21 protein-coding genes are annotated in these 24,543 nt (G+C 70.5%); 11 read left to right on the top strand and 10 right to left on the bottom strand.

From position 1 onward, the window contains the following. Nucleotides 1-4: 4 nt before the first annotated feature. The 7 genes from nadC (at nt 5) to G3I78_RS16990 (ending at nt 4,595) form a co-directional block, all read left to right on the top strand. On the top strand, nt 5-991 hold the full coding sequence (nadC, locus tag G3I78_RS16965; RefSeq protein WP_164425173.1) for a carboxylating nicotinate-nucleotide diphosphorylase: 987 nt from the start codon (nt 5-7) through the stop codon (nt 989-991). A gap of 5 nt (nt 992-996) precedes the next feature. After that, on the top strand, nt 997-1,794 hold the full coding sequence (locus G3I78_RS16970; protein WP_164425176.1) for a type III pantothenate kinase: 798 nt from the start codon (nt 997-999) through the stop codon (nt 1,792-1,794). A gap of 234 nt (nt 1,795-2,028) precedes the next feature. After that, nucleotides 2,029-2,709, top strand: a complete 681-nt coding sequence (locus G3I78_RS16975) for a hypothetical protein (RefSeq protein ID WP_164425347.1) — start codon at nt 2,029-2,031, stop codon at nt 2,707-2,709. 114 nt (nt 2,710-2,823) lie between these two features. Then, nucleotides 2,824-2,988, top strand: coding sequence for a hypothetical protein (locus G3I78_RS51205; protein WP_037717523.1), 165 nt, complete (start codon nt 2,824-2,826; stop codon nt 2,986-2,988). Nucleotides 2,989-3,137: 149 nt separating this feature from the next. Next, on the top strand, nt 3,138-3,530 hold the full coding sequence (locus G3I78_RS16980; RefSeq protein WP_164425178.1) for a BlaI/MecI/CopY family transcriptional regulator: 393 nt from the start codon (nt 3,138-3,140) through the stop codon (nt 3,528-3,530). A 9-nt stretch (nt 3,531-3,539) separates the two neighbouring features. Then, complete coding sequence (locus G3I78_RS16985; RefSeq protein WP_164425179.1) at nt 3,540-4,088, top strand: amino-acid N-acetyltransferase; 549 nt, start codon at nt 3,540-3,542, stop codon at nt 4,086-4,088. A 171-nt stretch (nt 4,089-4,259) separates the two neighbouring features. Then, the gene (locus G3I78_RS16990) at nt 4,260-4,595 is read left to right on the top strand and encodes an Lsr2 family protein (RefSeq protein ID WP_030959275.1); all 336 of its coding nucleotides are present in this window, start codon (nt 4,260-4,262) and stop codon (nt 4,593-4,595) included. A 35-nt stretch (nt 4,596-4,630) separates the two neighbouring features. Here the strand turns inward: G3I78_RS16990 and G3I78_RS16995 are convergent, their stop codons facing one another. Next, entirely contained in the window at nt 4,631-5,470 is an 840-nt protein-coding gene (locus G3I78_RS16995) for an SCO3374 family protein (RefSeq protein WP_164425181.1), read from the bottom strand. Between the two features lie 430 nt (nt 5,471-5,900). Here G3I78_RS16995 and G3I78_RS17005 point away from each other — a divergent pair, with 430 nt between their 5' ends. Next, nucleotides 5,901-8,426, top strand: coding sequence for an ATP-dependent Clp protease ATP-binding subunit (locus G3I78_RS17005; RefSeq protein ID WP_164425183.1), 2,526 nt, complete (start codon nt 5,901-5,903; stop codon nt 8,424-8,426). Nucleotides 8,427-8,559: 133 nt separating this feature from the next. Here the strand turns inward: G3I78_RS17005 and G3I78_RS17010 are convergent, their stop codons facing one another. From G3I78_RS17010 to G3I78_RS17020, 3 genes are all read right to left on the bottom strand, one after another. Next, a complete protein-coding gene (locus G3I78_RS17010) occupies nt 8,560-11,604 on the bottom strand; it encodes an NACHT domain-containing protein (RefSeq protein ID WP_164425185.1) in 3,045 nt (1,014 codons plus the stop codon). Nucleotides 11,605-11,653: 49 nt separating this feature from the next. Next, nucleotides 11,654-12,289 (bottom strand): HAD family acid phosphatase, encoded by a 636-nt coding sequence (locus G3I78_RS17015; RefSeq protein ID WP_164425187.1) that lies wholly within the window; start codon nt 12,287-12,289, stop codon nt 11,654-11,656. 117 nt (nt 12,290-12,406) lie between these two features. Continuing rightward, nucleotides 12,407-15,322, bottom strand: coding sequence for an NACHT domain-containing protein (locus G3I78_RS17020; protein WP_164425189.1), 2,916 nt, complete (start codon nt 15,320-15,322; stop codon nt 12,407-12,409). A gap of 300 nt (nt 15,323-15,622) precedes the next feature. Between G3I78_RS17020 and G3I78_RS17025 the strand changes: the two genes are divergently transcribed. Next, entirely contained in the window at nt 15,623-16,168 is a 546-nt protein-coding gene (locus tag G3I78_RS17025) for a M23 family metallopeptidase (protein ID WP_164425191.1), read from the top strand. A gap of 297 nt (nt 16,169-16,465) precedes the next feature. Here the strand turns inward: G3I78_RS17025 and G3I78_RS17030 are convergent, their stop codons facing one another. Next, on the bottom strand, nt 16,466-17,062 hold the full coding sequence (locus tag G3I78_RS17030; RefSeq protein WP_164425193.1) for a TetR/AcrR family transcriptional regulator: 597 nt from the start codon (nt 17,060-17,062) through the stop codon (nt 16,466-16,468). Nucleotides 17,063-17,206: 144 nt separating this feature from the next. On the opposite strand from G3I78_RS17030, the gene G3I78_RS17035 reads away from it, so the two are divergent. Next, the gene (locus G3I78_RS17035) at nt 17,207-18,772 is read left to right on the top strand and encodes an MDR family MFS transporter (protein ID WP_164425195.1); all 1,566 of its coding nucleotides are present in this window, start codon (nt 17,207-17,209) and stop codon (nt 18,770-18,772) included. Nucleotides 18,773-18,929: 157 nt separating this feature from the next. Here G3I78_RS17035 and cseC read toward each other — a convergent pair whose 3' ends face one another. The 5 genes from cseC to G3I78_RS17060 form a co-directional block, all read right to left on the bottom strand. Continuing rightward, nucleotides 18,930-20,264, bottom strand: a complete 1,335-nt coding sequence (gene cseC, locus G3I78_RS17040) for a two-component system sensor histidine kinase CseC (protein ID WP_164425197.1) — start codon at nt 20,262-20,264, stop codon at nt 18,930-18,932. 17 nt (nt 20,265-20,281) lie between these two features. Continuing rightward, nucleotides 20,282-20,986: a two-component system response regulator CseB gene (gene cseB / locus G3I78_RS17045; protein ID WP_164425199.1), complete on the bottom strand. Its 705-nt coding sequence runs from the start codon at nt 20,984-20,986 to the stop codon at nt 20,282-20,284. Between the two features lie 84 nt (nt 20,987-21,070). Further along, nucleotides 21,071-21,748, bottom strand: coding sequence for a hypothetical protein (locus G3I78_RS17050; protein ID WP_164425201.1), 678 nt, complete (start codon nt 21,746-21,748; stop codon nt 21,071-21,073). Then, entirely contained in the window at nt 21,733-22,275 is a 543-nt protein-coding gene (locus G3I78_RS17055) for a SigE family RNA polymerase sigma factor (protein ID WP_164425203.1), read from the bottom strand. The genes G3I78_RS17050 and G3I78_RS17055 overlap by 16 nt, the downstream gene beginning before the upstream one ends. Before the next feature lie 262 nt (nt 22,276-22,537). Next, a complete protein-coding gene (locus tag G3I78_RS17060; protein ID WP_164425205.1) occupies nt 22,538-23,485 on the bottom strand; it encodes an A/G-specific adenine glycosylase in 948 nt (315 codons plus the stop codon). A 203-nt stretch (nt 23,486-23,688) separates the two neighbouring features. On the opposite strand from G3I78_RS17060, the gene G3I78_RS17065 reads away from it, so the two are divergent. Next, nucleotides 23,689-24,537 (top strand): hypothetical protein, encoded by an 849-nt coding sequence (locus G3I78_RS17065; protein WP_164425208.1) that lies wholly within the window; start codon nt 23,689-23,691, stop codon nt 24,535-24,537. Nucleotides 24,538-24,543: the final 6 nt, after the last annotated feature.

The following is a 24,543-nucleotide window of genomic DNA, read 5'->3' on the forward strand; positions in this document are numbered from 1 at the left end:
AGCAGTGAGCACCGACGACCTTCCCCTCGCCTCGTCCGGCGGCTGCGGCGACGGCTGCGCCTGTGGCGCCGCCTCCGACGGTCTCGACGACGGCTATCTGGAGTGCGGGCTCGACCCCGCGCTCGCGCAGCTCCTGGCCGACGCCGGGCTCGACCCCGTCGAGGTCGAGGACATCGCCAACGTCGCCATCCAGGAGGACCTCGACCACGGCGTGGACGTGACGACCGTCGCGACCATCTCCGAGGAGGCCGTCGCCACCGCCGACTTCGTCGCGCGCGAGGCGGGCGTGGTGGCTGGGCTCAGGGTCGCCGAGGCGGTCGTCTCGGTGGTCTGCGAGGACGAGTTCGAGGTCGAGCGGCACGTCGAGGACGGCGACCGCGTCGAGGCCGGGCAGAAGCTCCTGTCGGTCACCACGCGCACGCGTGACCTCCTCACCGCCGAGCGCAGCGCCCTGAACCTGCTGTGCCGGCTCTCCGGCATCGCGACCACCACGCGCGCGTGGGCGGACGCCCTGGAGGGTACGAAGGCACGCGTGCGGGACACGCGGAAGACGACACCGGGGCTCAGGTCGCTGGAGAAGTTCGCGGTGCGCTGCGGGGGCGGCGTCAACCACCGGATGTCGCTCTCCGACGCGGCCCTGGTCAAGGACAACCACGTGGTCGCCGCCGGTGGCGTCGCCCAGGCCTTCAAGGCCGTACGGGAGGCCTTCCCGGACCTGCCGATTGAGGTCGAGGTCGACACCCTGCACCAGCTGCGGGAGGTCGTGGACGCGGGCGCCGACCTGATCCTGCTGGACAACTTCACCCCCGGCGAGTGCGAGGAGGCCGTCGCGCTCGTGGACGGGCGGGCCGCGCTGGAGGCCTCCGGGCGGCTGACGCTGGACAACGCGCGCGCGTACGCCGAGACCGGTGTCGACTACCTCGCCGTCGGGGCGCTCACCCACTCCTCGCCGATCCTCGACATCGGCCTCGATCTGCGCGAGGCGGAGTAGTCGCGATGCTCCTCACGATCGACGTAGGAAACACGCACACCGTCCTCGGCCTGTTCGACGGCGAGGACATCGTCGAGCACTGGCGGATCTCCACGGACGCGCGCCGCACGGCCGACGAGCTGGCCGTGCTCCTCCAGGGCCTCATGGGCATGCACCCGCTGCTCGGGGACGAACTGGGCGACGGCATCGACGGGATCGCGATCTGCGCGACCGTGCCGTCCGTGCTGCACGAGCTGCGCGAGGTGACGCGGCGCTACTACGGCGACGTGCCGGCCGTACTGGTCGAGCCCGGCGTGAAGACGGGGGTGCCGATCCTCACCGACCACCCCAAGGAGGTCGGCGCGGACCGGATCATCAACGCGGTCGCCGCGGTCGAGCTGTTCGGCGGTCCGGCGATCGTCGTGGACTTCGGTACGGCGACCACGTTCGACGCGGTGTCCGCGCGCGGGGAGTACGTCGGCGGCGTGATCGCGCCCGGCATCGAGATCTCCGTGGAGGCGCTCGGGGTGCGCGGCGCCCAGCTGCGGAAGATCGAGGTGGCCCGGCCGCGGAGCGTGATCGGGAAGAACACGGTCGAGGCCATGCAGTCCGGGATCGTCTACGGGTTCGCCGGGCAGGTCGACGGGGTCGTGGGCCGGATGGCCCGGGAACTCGCCGACGACCCCGACGAGGTGACGGTGATCGCGACCGGCGGACTGGCACCGATGGTGCTGGGCGAGTCGTCGGTGATCGACGAGCACGAGCCCTGGCTGACGCTGGTGGGACTGCGGTTGGTCTACGAGCGGAACGTGTCGCGGATGTGAGCGGGTGGAGCGGATGGAGCGGGAGGGCGGGGCGGTCCTGACGTACCGGGGGCGATCGATGCCCGCGCTGGCCCGTCCTGCCCCGCCCCTCCCGGGACACTGGACACCGGGACACCGGACACCTGGACCGGCATTGGGGTGGCCCGGTCGCGCCACACCCGTCCGGTATGACGAATTTGTCTGATTAGCGCGTACTGTCGACGCATGCCCACGCCATACGGATCCCGCGGCGGCATGGCGTTCGGCGCGGAGGAGCTGCGTGTGCTCCGCCGCGCTCTCGCCCTCGCCCTTCACCCCGCCCCCGCCTCGGCCGAGGACATCAAGGACTGCCATCGTCTCGCCGAGTCCCTGGACGAGGCGGTGCGTGAGGGGGCCCGGTTGCGAGCCTTCCTGGTGGCCGACCTCGCCCGGTACCGCGCCGCACTCCCCGGCACCGCAGCCGGCTATCTCACGCTCCTGGAGGAGGCGCTCGGCGCCGGGTACCGGCCCGAACCCGACGACCTCGCCGCACTCCGGGCGCTGCGCGGCAACCCGGTCGCGGCGGCCCTGCTGACCCGCTGCCAGGTGCTGGCCGAACGGGACGTACGGGCCCGCCTGGCGGGCGCCACCGGCTCCCGGCGCACCCCGGCCGCCCCGGCGGTCCCCGCCTCCCGCACCCGCCTGCTGGCCCTGCCCGGAGGCCTCTCCACGGGCGCCTGCGCAGGCTCCTCGGCGGTCGTGCAGGCCGGTCCGGCCCGGCTGGACGCCAAGGAGCCGCAGCGGGAGCCGCGACGGGACCCGGCCACGCCCCCGGCGAAGCCCGCCCCCGCCGCCCCCAAGCCCTCCCGGCCCATCCCCACCCCGGGCGAGGTCTTCCCCCGCCGCAAGCCGACCCCGCCGCCGACGAACCCGCCCCAGCAGCTCGCCGCGGGCTGACCGGGAGGGGTGGCAGGGAGCCGTAGCGGCACGTCCTCCCTGCTCGCCCGCCCCGGCCCTCCCTTCGCCCCACCCCGCCCGAGTTGTCCGTGCGGCCCTGGCTACCCTGGACGCATGGACTATGTCTCCGCGCTCGTGCCCCCGGTCGTCATGGCCGTGTTCTTCATCGGTGTGATCCGGGTGATCGTGAAGACCCAGGGCGGGGCCAACAAGGCCAAGGAGGACGCGGCCGTCGACGCCGCGCTCGCGCGCGCGGAGGCCACCAAGCAGGCCGACTGACCGGCCGCGCCGCCACCGGCGTACGACTCCCCGAGCCACCGCGCTCTTCGAGTCGTACGCCCTTTTTGTTCCTGTTTGGCGATGAAAGGGCACGTCCGTCACGCCGATAGCGGGATCTCCCACTATTGTGCTGAGCTGTGCCTCGCCCATTGGGAGAACTCGAAGACGCGGTCATGACGCGGGTGTGGAAGTGGAACCGCCCGGTCACCGTTCGAGAAGTCCTGGAAGACCTTCAGCAGGAACGGTCCATCGCGTACACCACCGTGATGACCGTTTTGGACAATCTCCATCAGAAGGGCTGGGTGCGCCGTGAGGCGGAAGGCCGGGCCTATCGATATGAGGCGGTCTCCACACGGGCCGCCTACGCCGCCGCACTCATGAACGACGCCTGGTCGCAGAGTGACAACCCCGCCGCCGCTCTCGTCGCCTTCTTCGGGATGATGAGCGACGAACAGCGACTGGCGCTCCAGGACGCCGTACGCATCGTCCAGGGGCCGTCCGTGGAGAACCCCGAGTCGGCAACGCGGGACGGCGGGCGATAGCGTCCGCTCATGTCCGCGAAGAGTCCCTCCGCCGGGAACCCCGAAGTCACCGCAAAAGCCATCACCGTCCGGCGGGCCCGTACCAGCGATGTCGCCGGCATCCGTCGGCTGCTCGACTCCTACGTCCGTGACCGCATCCTGCTCGACAAAGCGACGGTCACCCTTTACGAGGACATCCAGGAGTTCTGGGTCGCCGAGCGCGACGACAACGCCGAGCTGGTCGGCTTCGGTGCCCTGCACGTGATGTGGGAAGACCTCGCGGAAGTGCGCACTCTCGCGGTGAAGCCCGGTCTGAAGGGCGCCGGTGTCGGGCATCAGTTGCTGGAGAAGTTGTTGGAGACGGCCCGCTGGCTCGGCGTTCGCCGGGTTTTCTGTCTCACCTTCGAAGTCGACTTCTTCGGCAAGCACGGCTTCGTCGAGATCGGTGAGACACCCGTCGACACCGATGTCTACGCGGAGCTGCTGCGTTCCTATGACGAAGGTGTGGCGGAGTTCCTCGGTCTCGAACGAGTGAAACCCAACACCTTGGGCAACAGCCGGATGCTTCTGCATCTGTGATCGCCGGGGATTCGGCCGAACGGCCCTGCCCAGGTTCCCTATGTCCGAAACGCACATGTTTCCGGACGGAAGGTCCCCGCCGGTCTCTCCCAGGGGTTTGTGTTTTTCCGGGAAAAGCGGTTTGCTTTCCGACGTAGTGCAGTACTGCATATAACGATGAAAGGAAATCCGGTGGCACAGAAGGTTCAGGTCCTTCTTGTCGACGACCTCGACGGTGGCGAGGCGGACGAGACCGTCACGTTCGCGTTGGACGGCAAGACGTACGAGATCGATCTCACGACTGCCAATGCGGACAAGCTCCGTGGTCTTCTCGACCCCTACGTGAAGGGTGGCCGTCGTACCGGAGGCCGTGCTTCGGGCGGTCGTGGAAAGGCGCGAGCGGCTTCCGGCGGCAGCCAGGACACCGCGCAGATCCGCGCTTGGGCGAAGGAGAACGGTTACGAGGTCAATGACCGCGGCCGTGTGCCGGCAAGCATTCGCGAGGCTTACGAGAAGGCCAACGCCTGATCCAAAGGTCTGCGAAGGCCGGAGCCTGCGAAGGCTTATGGCCGCGCGCGCCGCAGCCGCAGCCGGTGGCAGCACCACGCCACCGTGTTCACGACGCGTACGAGATCGGGGGCGCCCCCACCGCCCCCCAGCGCCGACACCGTCGGCAGCGAGGCCTCGACCTCGCACCCAGGCTCGGGGGGCCGCAGCCATAAGGCGGCCCCCTGCAGGGCGTCCGGGCGGCCCAGGGCGAGAGGCCGCGCCCCGACGCCGCGGCCCGGGCCGGGAAGCGCCACCGCCGTGAGTCCGTCCGGCCCCGAAGCGATCAGCCGGCCCGCCCCTGCGCCCACCCCCGGCGTCGACGACTGGCCCGCGGGTCCGCCTCCGCCCCCGAGCGCCGCGCCCGCGTCCGATGCCTCGCCTCGCGCCGACCTCGCCGTTCCGTCCGGCATCCGCGACATCTCGATCTCGGCGAACCCGCTCCCCGCCGCCCCCGGCGGCAGCGGTGCCTCCATGGAGTCGCCCGGGCCCAGCGCTCTCAGGTCGAGGGGCAGCGCGCCCCACTCCAGCCACTCCAGGATTCCCGGCAGTTCCTCCGTGCTGCCCGCCGCCATCAGCAGCCGTACGCGGTCGCCCCGTACCGCCACCGGAGAGCCCTCGGCCAGGTGGCGCAGGGCCGCGCGGCCCGCCTCGGCCGGGACGTCCAGGACGTCGAAGCGGGGGCCCACCCTCAGACGTACGGGAGATCTCGGGGTGCTCGCGGGCACCGTGGGCCAGTCCAGTTCGTTCTCGTACCACCGGCGGACCGGGTCGTCGGGACCGCTCGGATCGAGCGGGCGACGGGGGAGCGGGACCTTGGTGAGATCCGTGGTGAGCGGGGAGCGGCTGCCGACCATGCCGAGTGCAACCGCCGGAAAGGCGCGAGAGTTACGCTGGGTGCAGCTACGTGTGCGAAGAGTTGCCGAAGAGGGGGCGTGCGGGGGTGCGGGGAGGCGCGAGGTTGTTCGCCCATAGCGGAGGGACGGGGGGCGTGCGGCATGGAGTGTCAGTGCGAGCGGGTAAGACATCCCTAGTGGGAGGGGGCGACACGCAGGAAAGGCCGTCTCACGTTCGCCATCGGCGTACTGGCGAGTGGGGTAACTGCCTGGCCTGCGGGAACATCGTCTCGCACCATCAGGTTGGAGCAGATGTCGGCGTTCGGGGTCAGGAGGCCATCGACGGTGTCGGCAGTTGGAATGAGCGGTCCCCGCTTGCGGGACTAAGCTGCGGAAGGACAGGGAGGGGAAGTTCCCCCCACTGCCTGACCGCTCTGAGGAGCGATTAACGATGTTCGAGAGGTTCACCGACCGCGCGCGGCGGGTTGTCGTCCTGGCTCAGGAAGAAGCCCGGATGCTCAACCACAACTACATCGGCACCGAGCACATCCTCCTGGGCCTGATCCACGAGGGTGAGGGTGTCGCCGCCAAGGCCCTTGAGAGCCTCGGGATTTCGCTCGAGGCGGTCCGCCAGCAGGTGGAGGAGATCATCGGGCAGGGGCAGCAGGCCCCGTCCGGGCACATCCCCTTCACCCCCCGTGCCAAGAAGGTCCTGGAGCTGTCGCTCCGCGAGGCCCTTCAGCTCGGCCACAACTACATCGGCACCGAGCACATCCTGCTCGGCCTGATCCGCGAGGGCGAGGGCGTCGCCGCCCAGGTCCTCGTGAAGCTGGGTGCCGATCTCAACCGGGTGCGGCAGCAGGTCATCCAGCTGCTCTCCGGCTACCAGGGCAAGGAGACCGCCACCGCCGGCGGGCCTGCCGAGGGCACCCCCTCGACGTCCCTGGTCCTCGACCAGTTCGGCCGGAACCTCACCCAGGCCGCTCGTGAGTCCAAGCTCGACCCGGTCATCGGGCGCGAGAAGGAGATCGAGCGGGTCATGCAGGTGCTGTCCCGCCGTACCAAGAACAACCCGGTCCTGATCGGTGAGCCCGGCGTCGGCAAGACCGCCGTCGTCGAGGGCCTCGCCCAGGCCATCGTCAAGGGCGAGGTGCCCGAGACCCTCAAGGACAAGCACCTCTACACCCTGGACCTCGGCGCGCTGGTCGCCGGCTCCCGCTACCGCGGTGACTTCGAGGAGCGCCTGAAGAAGGTCCTCAAGGAGATCCGCACCCGCGGCGACATCATCCTGTTCATCGACGAGCTGCACACGCTGGTCGGTGCGGGTGCGGCCGAGGGCGCCATCGACGCCGCTTCGATCCTGAAGCCGATGCTGGCCCGCGGTGAGCTCCAGACCATCGGCGCCACCACGCTGGACGAGTACCGCAAGCACCTGGAGAAGGACGCGGCCCTCGAGCGCCGCTTCCAGCCGATCCAGGTCGCGGAGCCGTCGCTGCCGCACACCATCGAGATCCTCAAGGGTCTGCGCGACCGCTACGAGGCCCACCACCGTGTCTCGATCACGGACGAGGCGCTCGTCCAGGCCGCGACCCTGGCCGACCGGTACATCTCGGACCGCTTCCTGCCGGACAAGGCGATCGACCTGATCGACGAGGCCGGTTCCCGGATGCGCATCCGCCGGATGACCGCGCCGCCGGACCTCCGCGAGTTCGACGAGAAGATCGCGGGCGTGCGCCGCGACAAGGAGTCGGCCATCGACTCCCAGGACTTCGAGAAGGCGGCTTCCCTCCGCGACAAGGAGAAGCAGCTGCTCGCCGCGAAGGCCAAGCGCGAGAAGGAGTGGAAGGCCGGCGACATGGACGTCGTCGCCGAGGTCGACGGCGAGCTGATCGCCGAGGTCCTCGCGACCGCCACCGGCATCCCGGTCTTCAAGCTGACCGAGGAGGAGTCCTCGCGTCTGCTGCGCATGGAGGACGAGCTCCACAAGCGGGTCATCGGCCAGGTCGACGCCGTCAAGGCGCTGTCGAAGGCGATCCGTCGTACGCGTGCTGGTCTGAAGGACCCGAAGCGTCCCGGTGGTTCGTTCATCTTCGCCGGCCCGTCCGGTGTCGGTAAGACGGAGCTCTCCAAGGCTCTGGCGGAGTTCCTCTTCGGTGACGAGGACGCGCTGATCTCCCTCGACATGTCGGAGTTCAGCGAGAAGCACACGGTCTCGCGGCTCTTCGGTTCGCCCCCCGGCTACGTGGGCTACGAAGAGGGCGGCCAGCTGACCGAGAAGGTCCGCCGCAAGCCGTTCTCCGTGGTCCTCTTCGACGAGGTCGAGAAGGCCCACCCGGACATCTTCAACTCGCTGCTCCAGATCCTGGAGGACGGTCGTCTGACCGACTCCCAGGGCCGGGTCGTGGACTTCAAGAACACGGTCATCATCATGACGACCAACCTCGGCACCCGGGACATCTCCAAGGGCTTCAACCTGGGCTTCGCGGCCTCGGGCGACAAGAAGACCAACTACGAGCGCATGAAGAACAAGGTCTCGGACGAGCTCAAGCAGCACTTCCGGCCCGAGTTCCTCAACCGCGTCGACGACGTGGTCGTCTTCCCGCAGCTGAGCCAGGAGGACATCCTCAAGATCGTCGACCTGATGGTCGGCAAGGTCGACGAGCGCCTCAAGGACCGGGACATGGGCATCGAGCTCTCCCAGGCCGCGAAGGAGCTGCTGTCCACCAAGGGTTACGACCCCGTCCTGGGCGCGCGGCCGCTGCGTCGCACGATCCAGCGCGAGATCGAGGACACGCTCTCGGAGAAGATCCTCTTCGGCGAGCTGCGCCCCGGTCACATCGTGGTCGTGGACACGGAGGGCGAGGGCGAGAGCCAGACCTTCACCTTCCGCGGTGAGGAGAAGTCGGCACTGCCCGACGTCCCGCCGATCGAGCAGGCGGCCGGCGGTGCCGGGCCGAATCTGAGCAAGGAGGCGTAGCCCTTCGGGGATGCGCTCAGGGAGGGGCCGGTGCCTTCGGGTACCGGTCCCTTTCGCTGTGCCGGCCCCATTCGTCGTGTCGGCCTCTTTCGTTGTGCCGGCCCCTTTCGTCGTGTCAGCGCCCTGCGCGGTGTCAGCGCCGGATCACCTCTACGGCGACGCCCGGGAAGTAGTCCGCGTAGTGGTCGGTGGGGACGTCCTCGCCGAAGTGGGACCGGGTGCGCAGGGTCACCTGGCGCAGCCCCGGCAGCCGGGAGGCCAGCCGGGACAGGTCCGTGCCGCCGCGCACCGCGGACAGGCGGAGCGTCTCGACGGTGGGCAGCTCGGGCATGGCCTCGATGACGTCCGGGAAGTGCGCGACCATGCCCGCGTTGAGCCGCAGACCGGTCAGCCGCGGGAGCCGGGCGACGGAGCGCCAGCCCTCGACCGTGGGCGGCACGACGAGGCTGAGTTCGGTGAGACCGCTCCAGTGCTCCAGACCGCGCAGCCCCGTCCGCTTCGCGGCCAGGTTGCTCAGGTGCAGGAACTCCAGCGGGGCGGCCACCGGCAGGCAGTCGGTGAGGCGGTCGCCGGACAGCTCGGCGTCGAGGGAGAGCCGCCGGAGCGAATCCAGCACCCCGAGCCCCTTGAGGCTGGCCACCCCGCCGCAGCCGAGGTCGACGAGGGGCAGCGGGGCGAGCCGGTCGATGCCGTAGGCCCAGGGGCAGTCGTCGAGCGAGAGGGTGGTCAGCGAGCGGAACGGCAGCAGGACACCCAGGTCGTCGATGTCGTCGTTGTCCCGCAGATCGAGGCGGGTCACGGTCTCGGGGGCCGGTACGGCGGCCAGGACGTCCGGCATCGGGTGGTCGCCCCGGAAGGACAGCCCCTGCCAGGGCCGCAGCCGCCCCAGGGCCGCCCGCTGCTCGGCCGACTCGCAGGTGAGGAACAGCTCCTCGCGGTCCAGGTGGTCCAGCACCTCCGCGCCGTACGCGTCGGCCTCGAAGCGGCTCCAGGTGCCGACGAGCTGGCGCCGTACGTCCAGGGCCGGATGGGAGCGGAACCGGCGCAGCACACCGAGGGCTCCCGTCGGCTCCTCCGGGCCGAGCAGCGAGGCGGTCACGGTGACGCCGACGGCCTCCTCGTCGGTCAGGCCCTCGGCGCCCGGCAGCAGCTCCAGGACCAGCGGTCCCGCCTCCGCCAGCGTCTTGGCGTCCGCCGGGGACCGGGGCGGGATCAGCGCCGCCGCCCGCTCCTCGACCTTCGCCCGCACCCCGGGGTCCAGCGCCGCCGCGTGCTCCAGACAGGCCAGCGCGAGCAGGGTCAGCCGGGGAGTGTCCCGGGCCAGCAACTGCCGTAGCAGCGAGGCGCGTTCGCGGGGCCGGGCGTGGGCCACGGCCATCCGGATCACGTCCTCCCACTGGGTGTCGTCGGCGTGGCCGGCCAGGACGTCCAGGTGGCCCTCCTCCACCGCGTAGCGGGCGCCCAGGTAGTCCTGGAAGGTGCGGTGGACGAAGTCCACGACCCCGTCGGCGGGCTGGCGAAGCAGGCCGCTGCGCAGGAGCAAGGCGCGCAGTACGGCCGTAGGGCTCTCCAGGAGCGCCACCGAGGGCAGCGCGCGCTCCACGATGCCCTCGGCCGTCTCGGTGTCCATCTCGGTGCGGCCGCTCAACACCAGGGCGTACGCGAGGCGTTGGAGCAGCTCCAGCTGGGCCTCCTCGCCGAGGTCCACCTCGTCGACCGAGCCCATGCCCCGCTCCCGGTCTCGGCGGGCGAGGAGCATGGTGAGGGCGGCGTCGTACAACTCCTTGCGGCCGGTGGGGAGATAGCCGCGGCGCTCGCGGTGCAGGGCACAGATCAGGCCGCACATCAGGGGGTTGGTGGCGAGGCGGGCGAGATCGCGTTTGGTGCGGAGGGAGTCCAGGAGGGGGGTCTCGTACTCGGGGGCCCGCGCCGCCGTGTGCCAGCGGTGGACGAAGGTGGCGACGTCCGCGCGGCGCATCGGGGCCAGGGTCAGCTCGCGGAAGCCCTCCGGGGCCAGCCAGTCGGCGCGTACGGCGGTGGGGCGGGAGGTCAGCAGCCAGCGGTTGCCGGGGTGGGCGCGGATGAGGGCGAGGAGCCAGTCGCGGGTGCGGTGGCGGTCGGCGGCGGGGATCTCGTCCAGGCCGTCGACGAGGATCAGGCCGCGGCCGGCCGTGAGGACGCGTTCCACCCAGCCCTCGGGCGGGGTCAGGGGGCAGCTCACCGCGGTCAGGAAGGCGGCGGGGGCGGGCAGCGGGCCGGTGCGGATCAGGGTGCGCAGGGGGAGGACGTACGGGACGTGCGTGCCCTCGCGTGCGGCCGTGACCGCCAGCCACTGCACCAGTGTGGTCTTGCCGGAGCCCGCGTCGCCGCGCAGCAGGGCGCGGTCGTGGGTCAGGAGGGCTTCCTCGGCCGGGAGTTGGAGGGTGACGGCGGTTCCGCCGGGGCGGTCCTCGGGGAGCGGCCGGTCGTCGGTGGCCGTCGCCTCCAGGCTGAGGTAGGCGACTTCGAGGGGCCAGCGGTCGGGGGAGTCGCGCAGGTCGATGCCGTAGATGGTGATGTGGTTGTGGCGGTCGGCGACGTAGGGGAGGTAGCGGCGCTCGAAGCTGCGGTCCGCCGCGCCGGGGCGTGGGCTGCGGGCGATCAACTCGTCGAGTTTCACGATGAGTTCGGCCTGGGCGCGGGTCTGCTCCACCAGGGTCCGGGCCACGAAGGTCGACCTGCGGGTGAAGAACTCCAGGATCTGGAGGCAGGACCATTCGATCGCGTTGTCGAGGAAGTAGCAGGCGTCGGCGGAGAGTCCGGCGGCCGGGGGTGCCTGTTGGCGCAGTTTCCTGGCGAGTTCGCGGTAGCCGAGCCGGACCGCCTGGACGTCGTCCATGTCGAGGTCGCCGAGGGCGAGCAGCCGGCGGGTGAGGGCGTCGGTGACGGCGGCCTCCTCCTCGGCGGGGAAGGGCGGCTCACCGGGGGAGTCCACGGCCGCGCGGACCAGGCCGCGGGCGAGGACGCGGACCTCCTTCTCGCCCAGGGTGCGCCGCTCGCCCCGGAAGGAGACGAGCGCGGCGAGCCGGACCGGTCTGTCGACCAGGCCCGCGCCGGGGCCGTCCGGCCGGAAGAGCCTGCGCACCAGCTGGCTCACCAGTCCTGACGCCAGCTTGCTGCCGAGTACCGCCGGCTCCATCCGCCACCCCCGTGTGCGTACGTCACGACGGATGGAGCCTAACCGGTGGCTACGACAACTGGCCGTCGTAGTCAGGCAGCTTGAACGTCTTCTCGGCGTGGCCGCCCGACAGGTCGGTGGCGCTGTTGCCGATGTTCGCGATGATCGTGTAGCCCTTGTTCTCGATGTCGACGCGCTGGGCCGTCTTGTAGGCGGCGACGTCCTTGAAGAGGTCGAGGAAGCCGCGCACGTACAGGCCGTTGACCTGGTAGCCGACGTGCTTGAGGTTGTAGTCGGTGACCGGGGCGATGATGCCGGGGCGGGCGGTCACGAAGAACAGCGCGACGCCGTGCTCCTGGGCGTACTTCGCGACGTTCAGGACGGGCTTGTTGGCCGGCTGCGGGTAGCTGAAGCCGAAGTCCGTCTCCAGGGTGGTGTTGTCGATGTCGAAGACGACCGCCTGCTTCTCACCGGCCTTGGCGGCGGCGATCCGGGTCTTCAGATAGGGGAGGGCCTGGTTCATCACGGCCTGGCAGTCGGTCTGCCAGGTGGCGTAGTCGACGTCCTCGGCAGCCGCGGCGGTCGTCGCGGCGGTGGTGCTCGTCGTGCTCGTCGCGGCCTCTGCGGGAACCGCCAGGGCCACGAGGGCGGAGGCGGAGACGGCGGTGACGGCTATGCGGCGCGCCCAGGGGCGTCGTCTTGTCATGTGGTGGGGGTCCTCTCACGTCCGTAAACGCTGCAGTTGTCTCGTGCATGTTTGTTGGTGAGGGTGGCGCGAGGGGAACCGTAGGGTTACTGGTTGGTAGGTGGCCAGAGACGTGCGTCACATTGGATAGGGGGAGTTCAGCCGGACGGTGGCGGGGAGTTCGTGCGTGTTGCGCAGAAAGCAGCTGTGCGAGGTGGACAGGTGCCGCAGCCGGGGAAGGGCCGCGAGGGGTGCCACGTCGAGTTCTCTCGCGAAGCCCACGGTGAGCCAGGTCAGTCCCGGGAAGATGGTCGCGATCGCCCCGAGGTCCACTGACTTTCCGTAGGCCTCCACGGTGAGGGACTCGACTCCCGCCAGCGAGACACCGCTGTCGCCGAGGACGTTGAGATCAACGTCCTCCAGATCGAGCGCGACCAGGTTCGGCAGCGTCGCGAGGACGCCCCACTGCGTGGAAAGAGCGAGTGCCGGGACGTCACTCAGGGCCAGCTCCTCCAGTGGCAGTCCCCTCAGCGACTCCAGGGACATGAGATCCAGGCAGTCCGAGAGGCTGAGCTGACGCAGTCTTCGGTACCGGCAGAGGAACGTCAGGTCGGTCAGGGCGGTGTGCCGCAGTTCGAGGCTGGTCAGGAGGCGTTCGTCGAGGGCCGCGGTGATCTGCTCCGCGGTGAACTCACCGGAGAGCTCCACGGTGTCGTAGCACCCCATGCCGCTCAGCGCCGAGAGCTCCTCCTGGCTGCGGACGACGACCGAGGTGCCGGGGCGGTCGAGCAGGGGGCGGATGATCTCGTTGCCGTAGGCCTCGGTGTCGAACTGCTCCCAGTGGTAGGCCAGTCGGTTGCGGACCATCAGGCTGTCGTGGTCGCGGTACCGGGTCAGGAAGGACAGGGCCGCGTCGCCGCCCACCACGATCGCGGTGTAGACGGTGTGGGTGGCGGCCACCTCGTCGCCCACGTCGTTCGGGCCAGGCAGCAGCTCCAGTACGAAAGGGCCGATGTTGGCGAGGTCCGCCGCCTCCCGTGTGTCGCGCGGTGGGATCAACTCGCCCGCTCGCGCCTCCACATCACCGCGCACTTCCGGATCCAGCTTCGCCGCGTGCTCCAGACAGGCCATGGCCAGCAGATGCAGCCGGGCCGCGTGCTCCTGCTCCCGGTCACCGCGCTCCACCAGCCCGGTCAGCAGTCGTGCCCGTTCGTCCGGCCTGGCATGGGCCACGGCCATGCGGACCACGTCCTCCCACTGGTCGAGGTGGGCGTGCGCGACGAGGACGTCGAAGTCCCGCTCCTCGACGATCGCCCGGGCCCCCAGGTAGTCCTGGAACGTGCGGTGCACGAAGTCCACGGCCCCGACCACGGGTTCGCGCAGCAGGCCGCTGCGGACGAGGAGATGTCGCAGGATCTCAGTCGCCGTTCCCTGCGCGGCGACGTACGGCATCGAGGGCAGAAGGCGCTCCACCTGGTGCACGGCGTCGGCGTGTTCCATCTCGGCGCGGCCGTTGCGGATCAGCCAGTACGCCAGGCGCTGGAGCAGTTCGATCTGGGATTCCTCGTCCAGTTCGACGGTCAGGTCCCGCTCGCGGTCCCGGCGCTCCAGGAGCATGGCCAGGGCGGCGTCGTACAGGGCCTTTCGGCCACGTGGCAGGAAGCCACGCCGCTCGCGGTGCAGTGCGCAGATGAGGGCGCACATCAGGGGGTTGGTCGCGAGGCGGGCCATGTCCTGCTGGGTGCGGACCGAGGACAGCAGTGCTTCGGCGGTCGCGCCCCCGGCACCCGTCGCCTCGTGCCAGCGGTGCACGAAGACCGCGATGTCCGCGCGGCTCATGGGGGACAGGCTCAGCTCGGTGAAGTCCTCGCCGCCCAGCCACTCCTCCCGTACCGCGGACGGCCGCGAGGTCACCAGCCACAGGTTGTCCGGGAAGGCGGCCAGCAGGTCGGTGAGCCAGCGACTGGTGCGGGCACGCTCCGGTTCCGGGACCTCGTCGACGCCGTCGATCAGCAGCAGCCCGCGTCCGGCGGCCAGCACACGGTCGGCCCAGCCCGGCGGCTGTGAGCCGGCCAGCGGACAGCTCACCGCGGTCAGGAAGTCACCGGGGACGGGTAACGCGGCGCCGCCGCGGGTCAGGGTCCGCAGGGGCAGAACGAAGGGGACCCGGCCCATGAGGTGGGCGAGCCGTCCCGTGAGCTGCTCCTGGCGGGCCGTGGTCACCGCGAGCCACTGGACGAGAGTCGTCTTTCCGGAGCCCGCGACTCCGCGCAGCAGCACCCGGTCGTGTCCGGCGAGCGCCTGCTCGACCGGCCGAGGCGCGGAGGGCGGTCGACGGTCGCCGAGGATGTCGTCGGGCCGGATGTCCGGCGCCGCTTCCAGGCTCAGGTACGCCGTGTCCAGTGGCCACTCGCGACACTCGGTGAGATCGATGCCGTAGATGGTCAGACGGCTGTGCCGGGCCGCGATGTACCGCGTGTACTGCCCTTCGAAGGCCGTGTCCTCCCCGGTGCGGGAGGTCAGCCGGGTCAGGAGGAGGTCGGCGAGCCCGATCAACTCGTCCAGCCGTCGGCTCTGCTCGACCAGGGTGCGGGCCACGAAGGTGGACCGCCGGGTGAAGAAGTGCAGGATGTGCAGGCAGGCGCTGTTCAACAGGTCCGTGTAGAGGTCGGTGGCCTCCTGGCTGAGATGCCGTACGAGACCGGGTCCACCCGCCTGCGTGTACAGCTGGTCGGCGAGAGCGCGATGTCCCAGGCGTACGGCCTGCATGTCGTCGAGGTCCAGGTCCCCCAGCGCGTGCAAGGTCCGTGCCAGGGCGTCGGCGACGGCCTCCGGCTCCGCCGTGCTCGCCGACCGCTCCACCAACTCCCGAGCGAGCTTGTGCAGCTCCTTTTCGCCGAGGGCCCGCTTCTCTCCCTTGAAAGAGACCAGCGCGGACAGCCGTACGGGCCTGCCGACCAGGCCGGCGCCCGGTCCCTCCTGGACGAAGAGCTTTCTCACCAGTGGGCCGAGTACGGAGGAAGCGACCTTGGTACCGACGACCGTGGGATCCACCCGGCCTCCCCCTGAGCCCGAACCGAAAGCAGCAGCGTAGCGGCCGTCACATTCCGGGTGAGGTCGATCTTGTGTGCCGGTGACTTGTCGCACAGGGGATTTGTCCGTTACTAGAGGGAATAGTGGAGAAGGTAAGAGTGAGGGTGGGAGTTCTTCGTCCTGGAATCGGCTGGGCATTACTACGAACCGTCGTAGATGAGGCGTTTTGGGGTCTTCGGGTCTCGGGGGTACCAAGGGATGCCCCATCCGGACGCCTCGGTGTGCCGGGTGGTTTCCTGTCCCCGGCTTCATGAGGTTCTGATGTTCCAGCGCGTCTCCCACCGCTCTTCCCGTACGTCCCTGCTCCGCACCCGGGTCGCCGTCGTGGCCGCTTCCGTCGGTGCCTCGGTCGTGCTGGGGGCCGGAGTCGCCTCGGCCGCGTCGTCCGCTTCCTGGGTCGACCCGGTGAAGACGTACACGCTCAGCGCGAGCTACGCGCAGTCGGGCGGCATGTGGCAGTCCACCCACAGCGGGCAGGACTTTGCCGTGCCGAGCGGTACGAAGGTCGTCGCCGCGCACGGCGGGACCGTCGTGAAGGCCGGTTCCAACGGTGCCGGTGACGGGGCCGCCTACGGCAACGCCATAGTCATCAAGCACGGCAACGGGACGTACTCGCAGTACGCCCACCTGTCCCGGATCAACGTCAAGGTCGGCCAGGTCGTCAAGACCGGCCAGCGGATCGCCCTGTCCGGCAGCACCGGCAACTCCAGCGGCCCGCACCTGCACTTCGAGATCCGTACGACCGCGAACTACGGCTCGGCCGTCGACCCGGTCAAGTTCCTGCGGGCCAAGGGCGTCAGCGTCTGATCCCTTCTGACTCCCTGACCTGCCAGGGCCTGTCGTTTGGATCAGGCCGGCTGTGAGGAGCGGTGCGGCCTGCCGGGCCCGAGCGGGGTCTGGTGCGTGTGGCTGCGAGGCGGAGGAGCCATGTCGATCAGCCGCTGCCGCGGGGGGCGACGCGATGGGCCCCTCCCGCGCGAGGTCGTTTGAGTGTGGGGGAGTTGGCGAGTGGCGACCGCGTGGCTGGGGGTTCCCCCACGCCCCTAAGGCTGTGGGGGGCGCGTGCCGGATCCTGCGACGCCGTACCGATCCCAACCCCAGGCCCTACGCGTTCGCGCCGCCCCGGTGGGCCTGGGTGACCAGGTCCGTCGCCACCTCCAGGACCGCCTTGCGCTTGGCCTCCGGGTCGGCCTTGAGGTCCTGGATGAAGAACATCCCGGCGTGCAGCGTGAAGATCGCGCTGACGCAGCGGACCTGGTCGGTCAGGTCCGCCTCCGGGTCGATGATGATCTCGCGCAGCCCCTGCATGCGCTCCTTGAAGGTCTCCCCGACCCGCAGCTCGCGGACCGTCGCCTGGTTCTCCTGCATGAAGCGGAACAGCGGGGCCGCCCCGGCGAGGATCTCGCTGTAACGCCGTACGATCTCCTGCTTGGTCGCCAGCGTGTGCGGCTGCTGCCGGCCCCATTCGATCAGGTCGAGGATCGGCTGCGTCAGATCGTCGAAGATGCTGACCAGGATCTCTTCCTTGGTCTTGAAGTGGTAGTAGAGCGCCGCCTTGGTGACGTCCAGGCGCTCGGCGATCTCCCGCAGTGACGTCTTCTCGTAACCCTGCTCGGCGAAGAGTCCGAGGGCCACGTCCTGGATGCGCTGGCGCGTGTTGCCGCGGCGCTGCTGCTTCGTGCCGTCCATGGTGCCGCCCATCCTGGTGCTCCTCGGCTTTCCATAAAACTTACTTGACGCCCGGCTAGTTACGCGTCTACCTTCCCCAGTGTAGACAACTAGCCGGGCGGCAAGTAAGTGCCCCGGCGGGGGAAGCACCGCAGCACATTCAGGGGAGTGGAAGCGATGGCGGACACACAGACGGTCGAGACGGAGCCGGAGAAACCGCAGCGGAGCGTGCGGGTCGTCCTGCTCGCGCTGATGATCACCATGATGCTCGCGATGCTCGACAACATGATCGTGGGCACCGCGATGCCGACGATCGTCGGCGAGCTCGGCGGCCTCGAACACCTGTCGTGGGTGGTGACGGCGTACACGCTGGCCACCGCGGCCTCGACGCCGATCTGGGGCAAGCTCGGCGACATGTACGGCCGCAAGGCCACCTTCATGACCTCGATCGTGATCTTCCTGATCGGGTCCGCGCTCAGCGGCATGGCCCAGGACATGGGCCAGCTCATCGGGTTCCGGGCCGTGCAGGGCCTCGGCGCCGGCGGTCTGATGGTCGGCGTCATGGCGATCATCGGCGACCTGATCCCGCCCCGGGAGCGCGGCAAGTACCAGGGCATGATGGCCGGCGTCATGGCGCTCGCGATGATCGGCGGCCCGCTGGTCGGCGGCACCATCACCGACAACTGGGGCTGGCGCTGGTCCTTCTACATCAACCTGCCGCTCGGCGTCGTCGCGCTCGGCCTGATCAGCGTCGTCCTGCACCTGCCGAAGAAGCGGGCCAAGGCCGGCATCGACTACCTCGGTGTCGTACTGCTGACCGTCGGCATCACCTCCATCGTGCTCGTCACCACCTGGGGCGGCTCGCAGTACGCCTGGACGTCCGCGCGGATCATGGAGCTGATCGGCATCGGCGTGGCCTCGCTCATCGGCTTTGTCTTCTGGCAGACCAAGGCCGCCGAGCCGATCGTGCCGCTGCACATCTTCCGCAGCCGCAACTTCACCCTGATGTCCCTCATCGGCTTCATCACCGGCTTCGTGATGTTCGGCGCGACCCTCTTCCTGCCGCTCTACCAGCAGTCCGTGCAGGGCGCGTCCGCGACCAACTCCGGCCTGCTGCTCCTGCCGATGCTCGGCGCGATGCTGGTGACCTCGATGGTCGCGGGCCGGGTCACCACCAACACCGGGCGCTACTACGTCTTCCCGGTCGTCGGCAGCGCCCTGATGGTCGTCGGCCTCTACCTGCTGTCGACCATGGACACCGGGACCACGCGGTTCACCTCCGGTGTCTTCATGGCCGTCGTCGGTCTCGGCATGGGCTGTCTGATGCAGATCACCATGCTGGTCGCGCAGAACAGCGTGGAGATGAAGGACATGGGCGTCGCGTCCTCGTCCACCACCCTGTTCCGTACGCTCGGCTCCTCCTTCGGCGTCGCCATCATGGGCGCCCTGTTCAACAACCGGGTCCAGGACGTCATGTCCGAGCGGGCCGGGGCGCTGGGCTCCAAGGTGACCGAGCAGTCCGCGCAGCTGGACGCGGCCAGCCTGGCGAAGCTGCCGGCGGCGGCGCGCGAGGCCTACCAGTACGCGGTCTCGGCCGGCACGCACTCGGCGTTCCTGCTCGGCGCGGTCGTCGCCGTGCTCGCGCTGGTCGCGGCGGTGTTCGTCAAGGAGGTGCCGCTGAAGGGCGCGGGCCCGCAGAAGTCCGCCGAGGACGCGGCACCGGCTCCGCTGGTCGAGGTCTGACCCGACCCTGAACCGAAGGCCCCCGGATGGTGTCCGCCCCGGGGGCCTTCACCCTGCTCAGAGCCACGTTCCGCCTGGTCGCCGGGCTCGCTCCGGGTTCCCTGTCCGTGCGGCCACGTGAGAGCACGGGGCTCCCGTCGCTCCCATCCCTCCCGTCTCACGGCAACAGCGGATAGCTCCCCGTAGCGGTAGGCGCGTGCTCCGGCAGCCACAGCACCGCCACCGCCCCCTCCGCGGGAACGCCCTCCGCGGCCCCGGCCGGGCGTACGTTGCGGAAGGTCAGCCGGGCCCCCAGGACCCGGGCCTGGCCCGCCGCGATGGTCAGGCCCAGTCCGTGTCCGTGGCCCGCCCGGTCCGCGCTGCCCGTGCGGAAGCGGCTCGGGCCTTCCGCGAGGAGGTCGGAGGGGAAGCCGGGGCCGTGGTCGCGGACCCGGATCACCCGGCCCTCGACGGTGACCTGGATGGGCGGCTTGCCGTGCCGGGCGGCGTTGGCGAGGAGGTTGAACAGCACGCGCTCCAGGCGGCGCGGGTCGGTGGTGACCTCCGACTCGTGCACCACCCGGACCTCGATCTCCGGGTCCTTCGCCGCCACCCGCCGGGCCACGAACTCCCCGAGCAGGATGTCCTGGAGCTCCGCCCGCTCGGAGGCGCCGTCGAGCCGGGCGACCTCCAGGACGTCCTCGACCAGCGTGCGCATCGCCTTCGCCCGGTCCAGGACCAGCTCGGTGGGCCGCCCCGGCGGCAGCAGCTCCGCGGCCGTCAGCAGTCCCGTCACCGGTGTCCGCAGCTCGTGCGCGATGTCCGCCGTGACCCGGCGCTCCGCCTCAAGGCGCTGCTGGAGCGCGTCCGCCATGGCGTCCACGGCGCTCGCGAGGTCGTCGGTCTCGTCCCGTACGACCCCGCCGATCGCGTCCCGCACCCGTACGTCCGTCTCGCCCTTGGCCATCTGGTTCGCGGCGGCCGCCGCCTTGCGCAGCCGCCGCGACAGCTGGCCCCCGATGAGCACGCCGAGCGCGCTGCCGCCGAGGACCACCGCGATCGAGCCGATCACCAGGGCCTGGTCGAGGTCGTTGATGATGTCGGTGCTGCGGTCGGTGAACCCGGTGTGCAGGGACAGCACATGGCCGCCCTTGACCGGCACCGCGGCCCAGATGTCAGGCTCCCCGTCGGTGCGGTCGGAGACGAAGGTGGCCCGGCGGCCCTCCTCGACCTTCTCGCGCAGCGCGGGCGGCAGCCGCCGGTCGTCGATCACGACGTTGGGGAAGTTGGGCCGGCCGGTCAGCTCGTAGTTGCGCTGGGCTATCTGCACCCGCTCGTCCGCGAGGTCGCGCGCGTTGTCCAGCATCGAGACCCGGGCGGCGTTGTGCACGACCAGGCTGAGCGCGATCGCCACCAGCGCGCCGACCAGCGCGATGGCGGCACTGAGCTTCCACCTCAGCCCTGTGCGCACGGCCAGGCGCTCCGTCATCGGGCCCCGAAGGATCCCCCGCATGCTCCAGGTCCCCCTGCTCAGGCCTTCAACTTGTAGCCGAAACCGCGGACCGTCTCGATCCGGTCCTGGCCGATCTTCGTCCGCAGCCGCTGCACATGGACGTCCACGACCCGGGTGTCACCACCCCAGCCGTAGTCCCACACCCGCTCCAGGAGCTTGTCGCGGGACAGCACCGTGCCCGGCGCGGACGAGAACTCCAGGAGCAGCCGCATCTCGGTCGGGGTGAGCGCCACCGGCAGACCGGCCTTGCGCACCTCCATGCCCTCGGTGTCGATCTCCAGCTCCCCGAAGGTCAGCACGCCCCCGGTGACCGCGCCGGCACCCTCCTCGCCCCGGTCGGCGCCGCCCGCGTGGCCGAAGCGGCGCAGCACGGCCCGGATCCGGGCGACCAGGACGGCACCGTCGAACGGCTTGGTCACGTAGTCGTCGGCCCCGGCCTCCAGTCCGAGCACCACGTCGATCGAGTCGGCGCGCGCCGACAGCATGATCACCGGCACCGTGGACTCGTCGCGGATACGGCGGCACAGACTGACCCCGTCCAGGCCCGGCACCATGACATCCAGCAGGGCGATGTCGGGGCGGTCGGACCGGAACGCCTCCAGGCCCGACAGTCCGTCGGGCATGGCCGTGACCGCGAAGCCGTCCCGCTCCAGGGCGAGTTGGGTGGCCTCGCGGATGACGTCGTCGTCCTCGACGAACAGCACATGGGTCTGGTCTGCCATCCGGGCTCTCACTCTTCGGTGTCGTTGCGGTCACTGGGGGATCGTTCCGGGCGGCCCGATCGGTTCACGCCGTACGCCACGGGTTCAGCTGTCGGGCGCCGGTGTCGATTCCGTGCCGCCGACCTCGCTGTAGTCGCTGTGGGTCCGGTACACCGCGGCGAACCGGCCCGCGGTCCAGCGGTACGTCACCACGTTCTCGCCGGACGGGGCCGACACCGGGTCGCCCTTCTCGTACACCTGCTTCGTCACCACCAGGTCGCCGCGGTCGATCTCGGCGTAGACCGGGGGCTCCTCGGTCTGGAAGACATTCTGGTACGAACCGCCCTCCTCGCGATACACGTACGATCCGACACCCACGAGATCCGCACAGGTCACGACGTTGACGACGACGTCCTCGGCCGAGCCGCCGGTCAGGTCGCCGTAGAAGAGGTCGACCGGGTACTGGTCGGCCACACAGGGCTTCAGATCGCGCTTGACCGCCTCGGAGACCTTCGGGTCCGACTTGAGGAGGTCGACCGCGGCCGTGCGGTCCATGCGCGGCGAGGCCATGACGGACGGCGCGGCCGAGGGCGTGGCGCCGACCCCCGCGACCGCGTGCGCCGGGCCCTCGTCACGGGTGCCGGTGCCGCCGGTGGCGCAGGCGGAGACGAACAGGGCGAGGGCGGCGAGCACGACCGCAGCCGTGCTCGCCGCCTGGAAGATCCCCCGGACCGGGGTGGGGGCCGGTCGGGTGGGCCCGGGTTCGGTCAGGCCGCCGCGCAACGCTCCCGCTCCTCACGCTCCAGCGCGCGTGCGTCCAGGTCGCGGGCCTCCAGCTCCTCGCGGAGCCGGGCGAGCGCCCGGTGCAGCGTGCTCTTGACCGTTCCGGCCGACATGCCGAGGGCGGCGGCCGTCTCCTCCGTGGACATCTGCTCCCAGTGTCGCAGCACCACGACGCTGCGCTGCTTGGGGGCGAGCACCTTCATGACGTCCATCAGCAGGGCGCGGTCCGCGTGCTGCTCGGTGGCGTCGTCGACCGAGGCGTCCGGGAGCTGCTCGGTCGGCACCTCCTCCAGCTTGCGGGCCCGCCACCACTCCGTGCGGGTGTTGATCATCACCCGGCGCAGATAGGCGTCCGCGAGCCGCTTGTCCTCGATGGTCTCCCAGCGGCCGTACGTCCGTACCAGCGCCGTCTGGAGCAGGTCCTGCGCGTCGACCGGGTCCGGGACCAGCCGGCGTGCGCTGCGCAGCAACGCGTCCTGCCGGGTGCGGACGTACTCCTCGAACTCGAGCACCTCGCCCTGCGCCATGTCGACCCCTCCTGCTTCCCCGTTTGTCCCTCGTGGTCTGCGGCCCGGATCCGCCGGGCATGCAGATGAAGCTACGGAGGTGTTGTCACGGGGCTGTGCGGAGCAGCGCGCGGCTGGCAATCGGCTGTCCGTCGGTTGTGTAACGGAAGCCGAAAAGGGGTAAACCGGCGCGGTTGATTGCGCCGGTTCGGGGTGATTCGCCGGTTGTCCTCGGGGCGTTCTGTGTCAACGACAGGGCCGTTTGTGACAACGACCGGGTGGTCTATGTCAACGGAAGCCGATACAGACCACCCGGCAGTGGCTCCACCAGACCGTCCGAGACCAGCCCGTCCAGCGCCCGCGCCCGCTGCACCGACTCGTGCCACACCCGGTCGAGCGCGGCCTGCGGTACCGGCGCGTGGGCGTCCCGCAGGACCGCGAGCAGCTTGCCGCGCACCTGACGGTCGGTCCCGGCGTACGTCTGTCCCCGCCGCGGCGGCCCGTCGTGCTCGGGCTTGCCCGCGAGCCGCCAGGCGCACTGCGCGGCGATCGGGCAGCGCACACAGGTCTCGTTCTTGGCCGTGCACACCAGCGCGCCCAGCTCCATCGAGGCGGCGGCCCAGCGAGCGGCGGTCGTCTCGTCGTCGGGCAGCAGCGCCCGGGCGAGCTTGCGCTCGGCGGCGGTGGTGGCGTTCGGCGGGTACTGGACCCCGGTGACCGCGCGCGCGAACACCCGGCGGACGTTGGTGTCCAGCACCGCGTGCCGCTGCCCGTACGCGAAGGAGGCGACGGCCGCCGCCGTGTACTCGCCGATGCCGGGCAGGGCGAGCAACTGCGCGTGGTCCGTCGGTACGTCGCCGCCGTGCCGCTCCGTTATGGCGACCGCGGCGCCGTGCAGCCGCAGGGCCCGGCGGGGATAGCCGAGCCGGCCCCAGGCGCGCACCGCCTCGCCGGGCGCCTCCTTCGCCAGGTCGGCGGGGCGCGGCCACTTCGCGAGCCACTGCTCGTAGACCGGCAGGACACGGCTCACCGGCGTCTGCTGGAGCATGAACTCACTCACCATCACCCCCCACGGCCCGGCCTCCGGCCGCCGCCACGGCAGATCCCGGGCGTGCTCGTCGAACCAGTCGATGACGGGGGAGTGCAGGTCCTCTCCGAGGGGTGCGCCGGAGAGGGCGTCGGCGGTGTTGTCGGCGGGGCCGCTGTGCGAGGGCTTCGTGGGAGCAGTCATGGCCTTCCGATCCTGCCATGACCGAGGGGCGGGGCGGGGGAACCAGCACCCCGCGGGGCGGCACCGGGAACACCCGCCGTGCGGCGCGTGAGGCCGAAGTCGGCGCCGGTACAGCCGTTTCCGGAATGATGATCCTGAAAAGTTGTGACGCCGGGCGGCGGGTGGGGGCAGCGAACTCGCCGATCTCTCGTACAGTTTGCGCCGTGGGATCACTGCGCAATCCGGTCGGGCCGCTTCCCTCCTCCATCTACTGGCGACGGAGGGCCATCATGGTGTCCGTCCTCGCCGTGCTGGCGCTGCTGATCGCGTGGATCGTCAGCTCCGGCGGCGGAGGCGGAAAGAACGGCGCCGACGGGAACAACGACAAGAATCCCTCGCCCTCCACGATCACTCCCGGACCGTCCGGTTCGGGTCCCGCGATCAGTCAAGCGCCGGGCGGGCGCGACGAGTCGACGACCGGCGGGGACACCTCCGGCGGTACGGGGGCGGGGTCCGGGTCCGACGCGGGGGACGGTTCGGAGGCCGGCGGCGAGACCGGCACCGGCGGCTCCGCGGGTGCGGGGGCCGGGGGCGGCGGTGCGGGCGGTACCGGCGGCGGTACGGGCACCGGGGTCGGGCGGAACGACACGCTTCCCGCCGGTTCCGCACTGCCCAACTGCACCGCGGGCGCCGTGAAGTTGAGCGTGCGGAGTCTGCACAACGCCTACGACCCCGGTCAGACGCCGACGTTGCTGCTGACCGCGACGAACTCCTCCGGCAGTGACTGCAAGGTCGATCTCGGGCCGAAGAACGCGGTGTTGACGATCACTCAGGCCGACTCGGACGACACGTACTGGTCTTCCGCGGACTGCCCGAAGACCGCGGGGAACCTCGTGTACCGGGCGCCCGCCGACAGCAGCATCACGTACACCGTGAAGTGGGACCGCAAGCCGAGCGCTCCGCAGTGTGCGACGCCCGCTGCGGGGGCGGCGGGTTCGGGGACCTACCTGGTGGAGGTCAAGGCGCCCGGGTATGCCACGGCTCAGGCTTCGTTCGTGTTGGAGAACGACTGACCGAAC

The organism is Streptomyces sp. SID13726 (genome assembly GCF_010548375.1).
Lineage (GTDB): Bacteria > Actinomycetota > Actinomycetes > Streptomycetales > Streptomycetaceae > Streptomyces.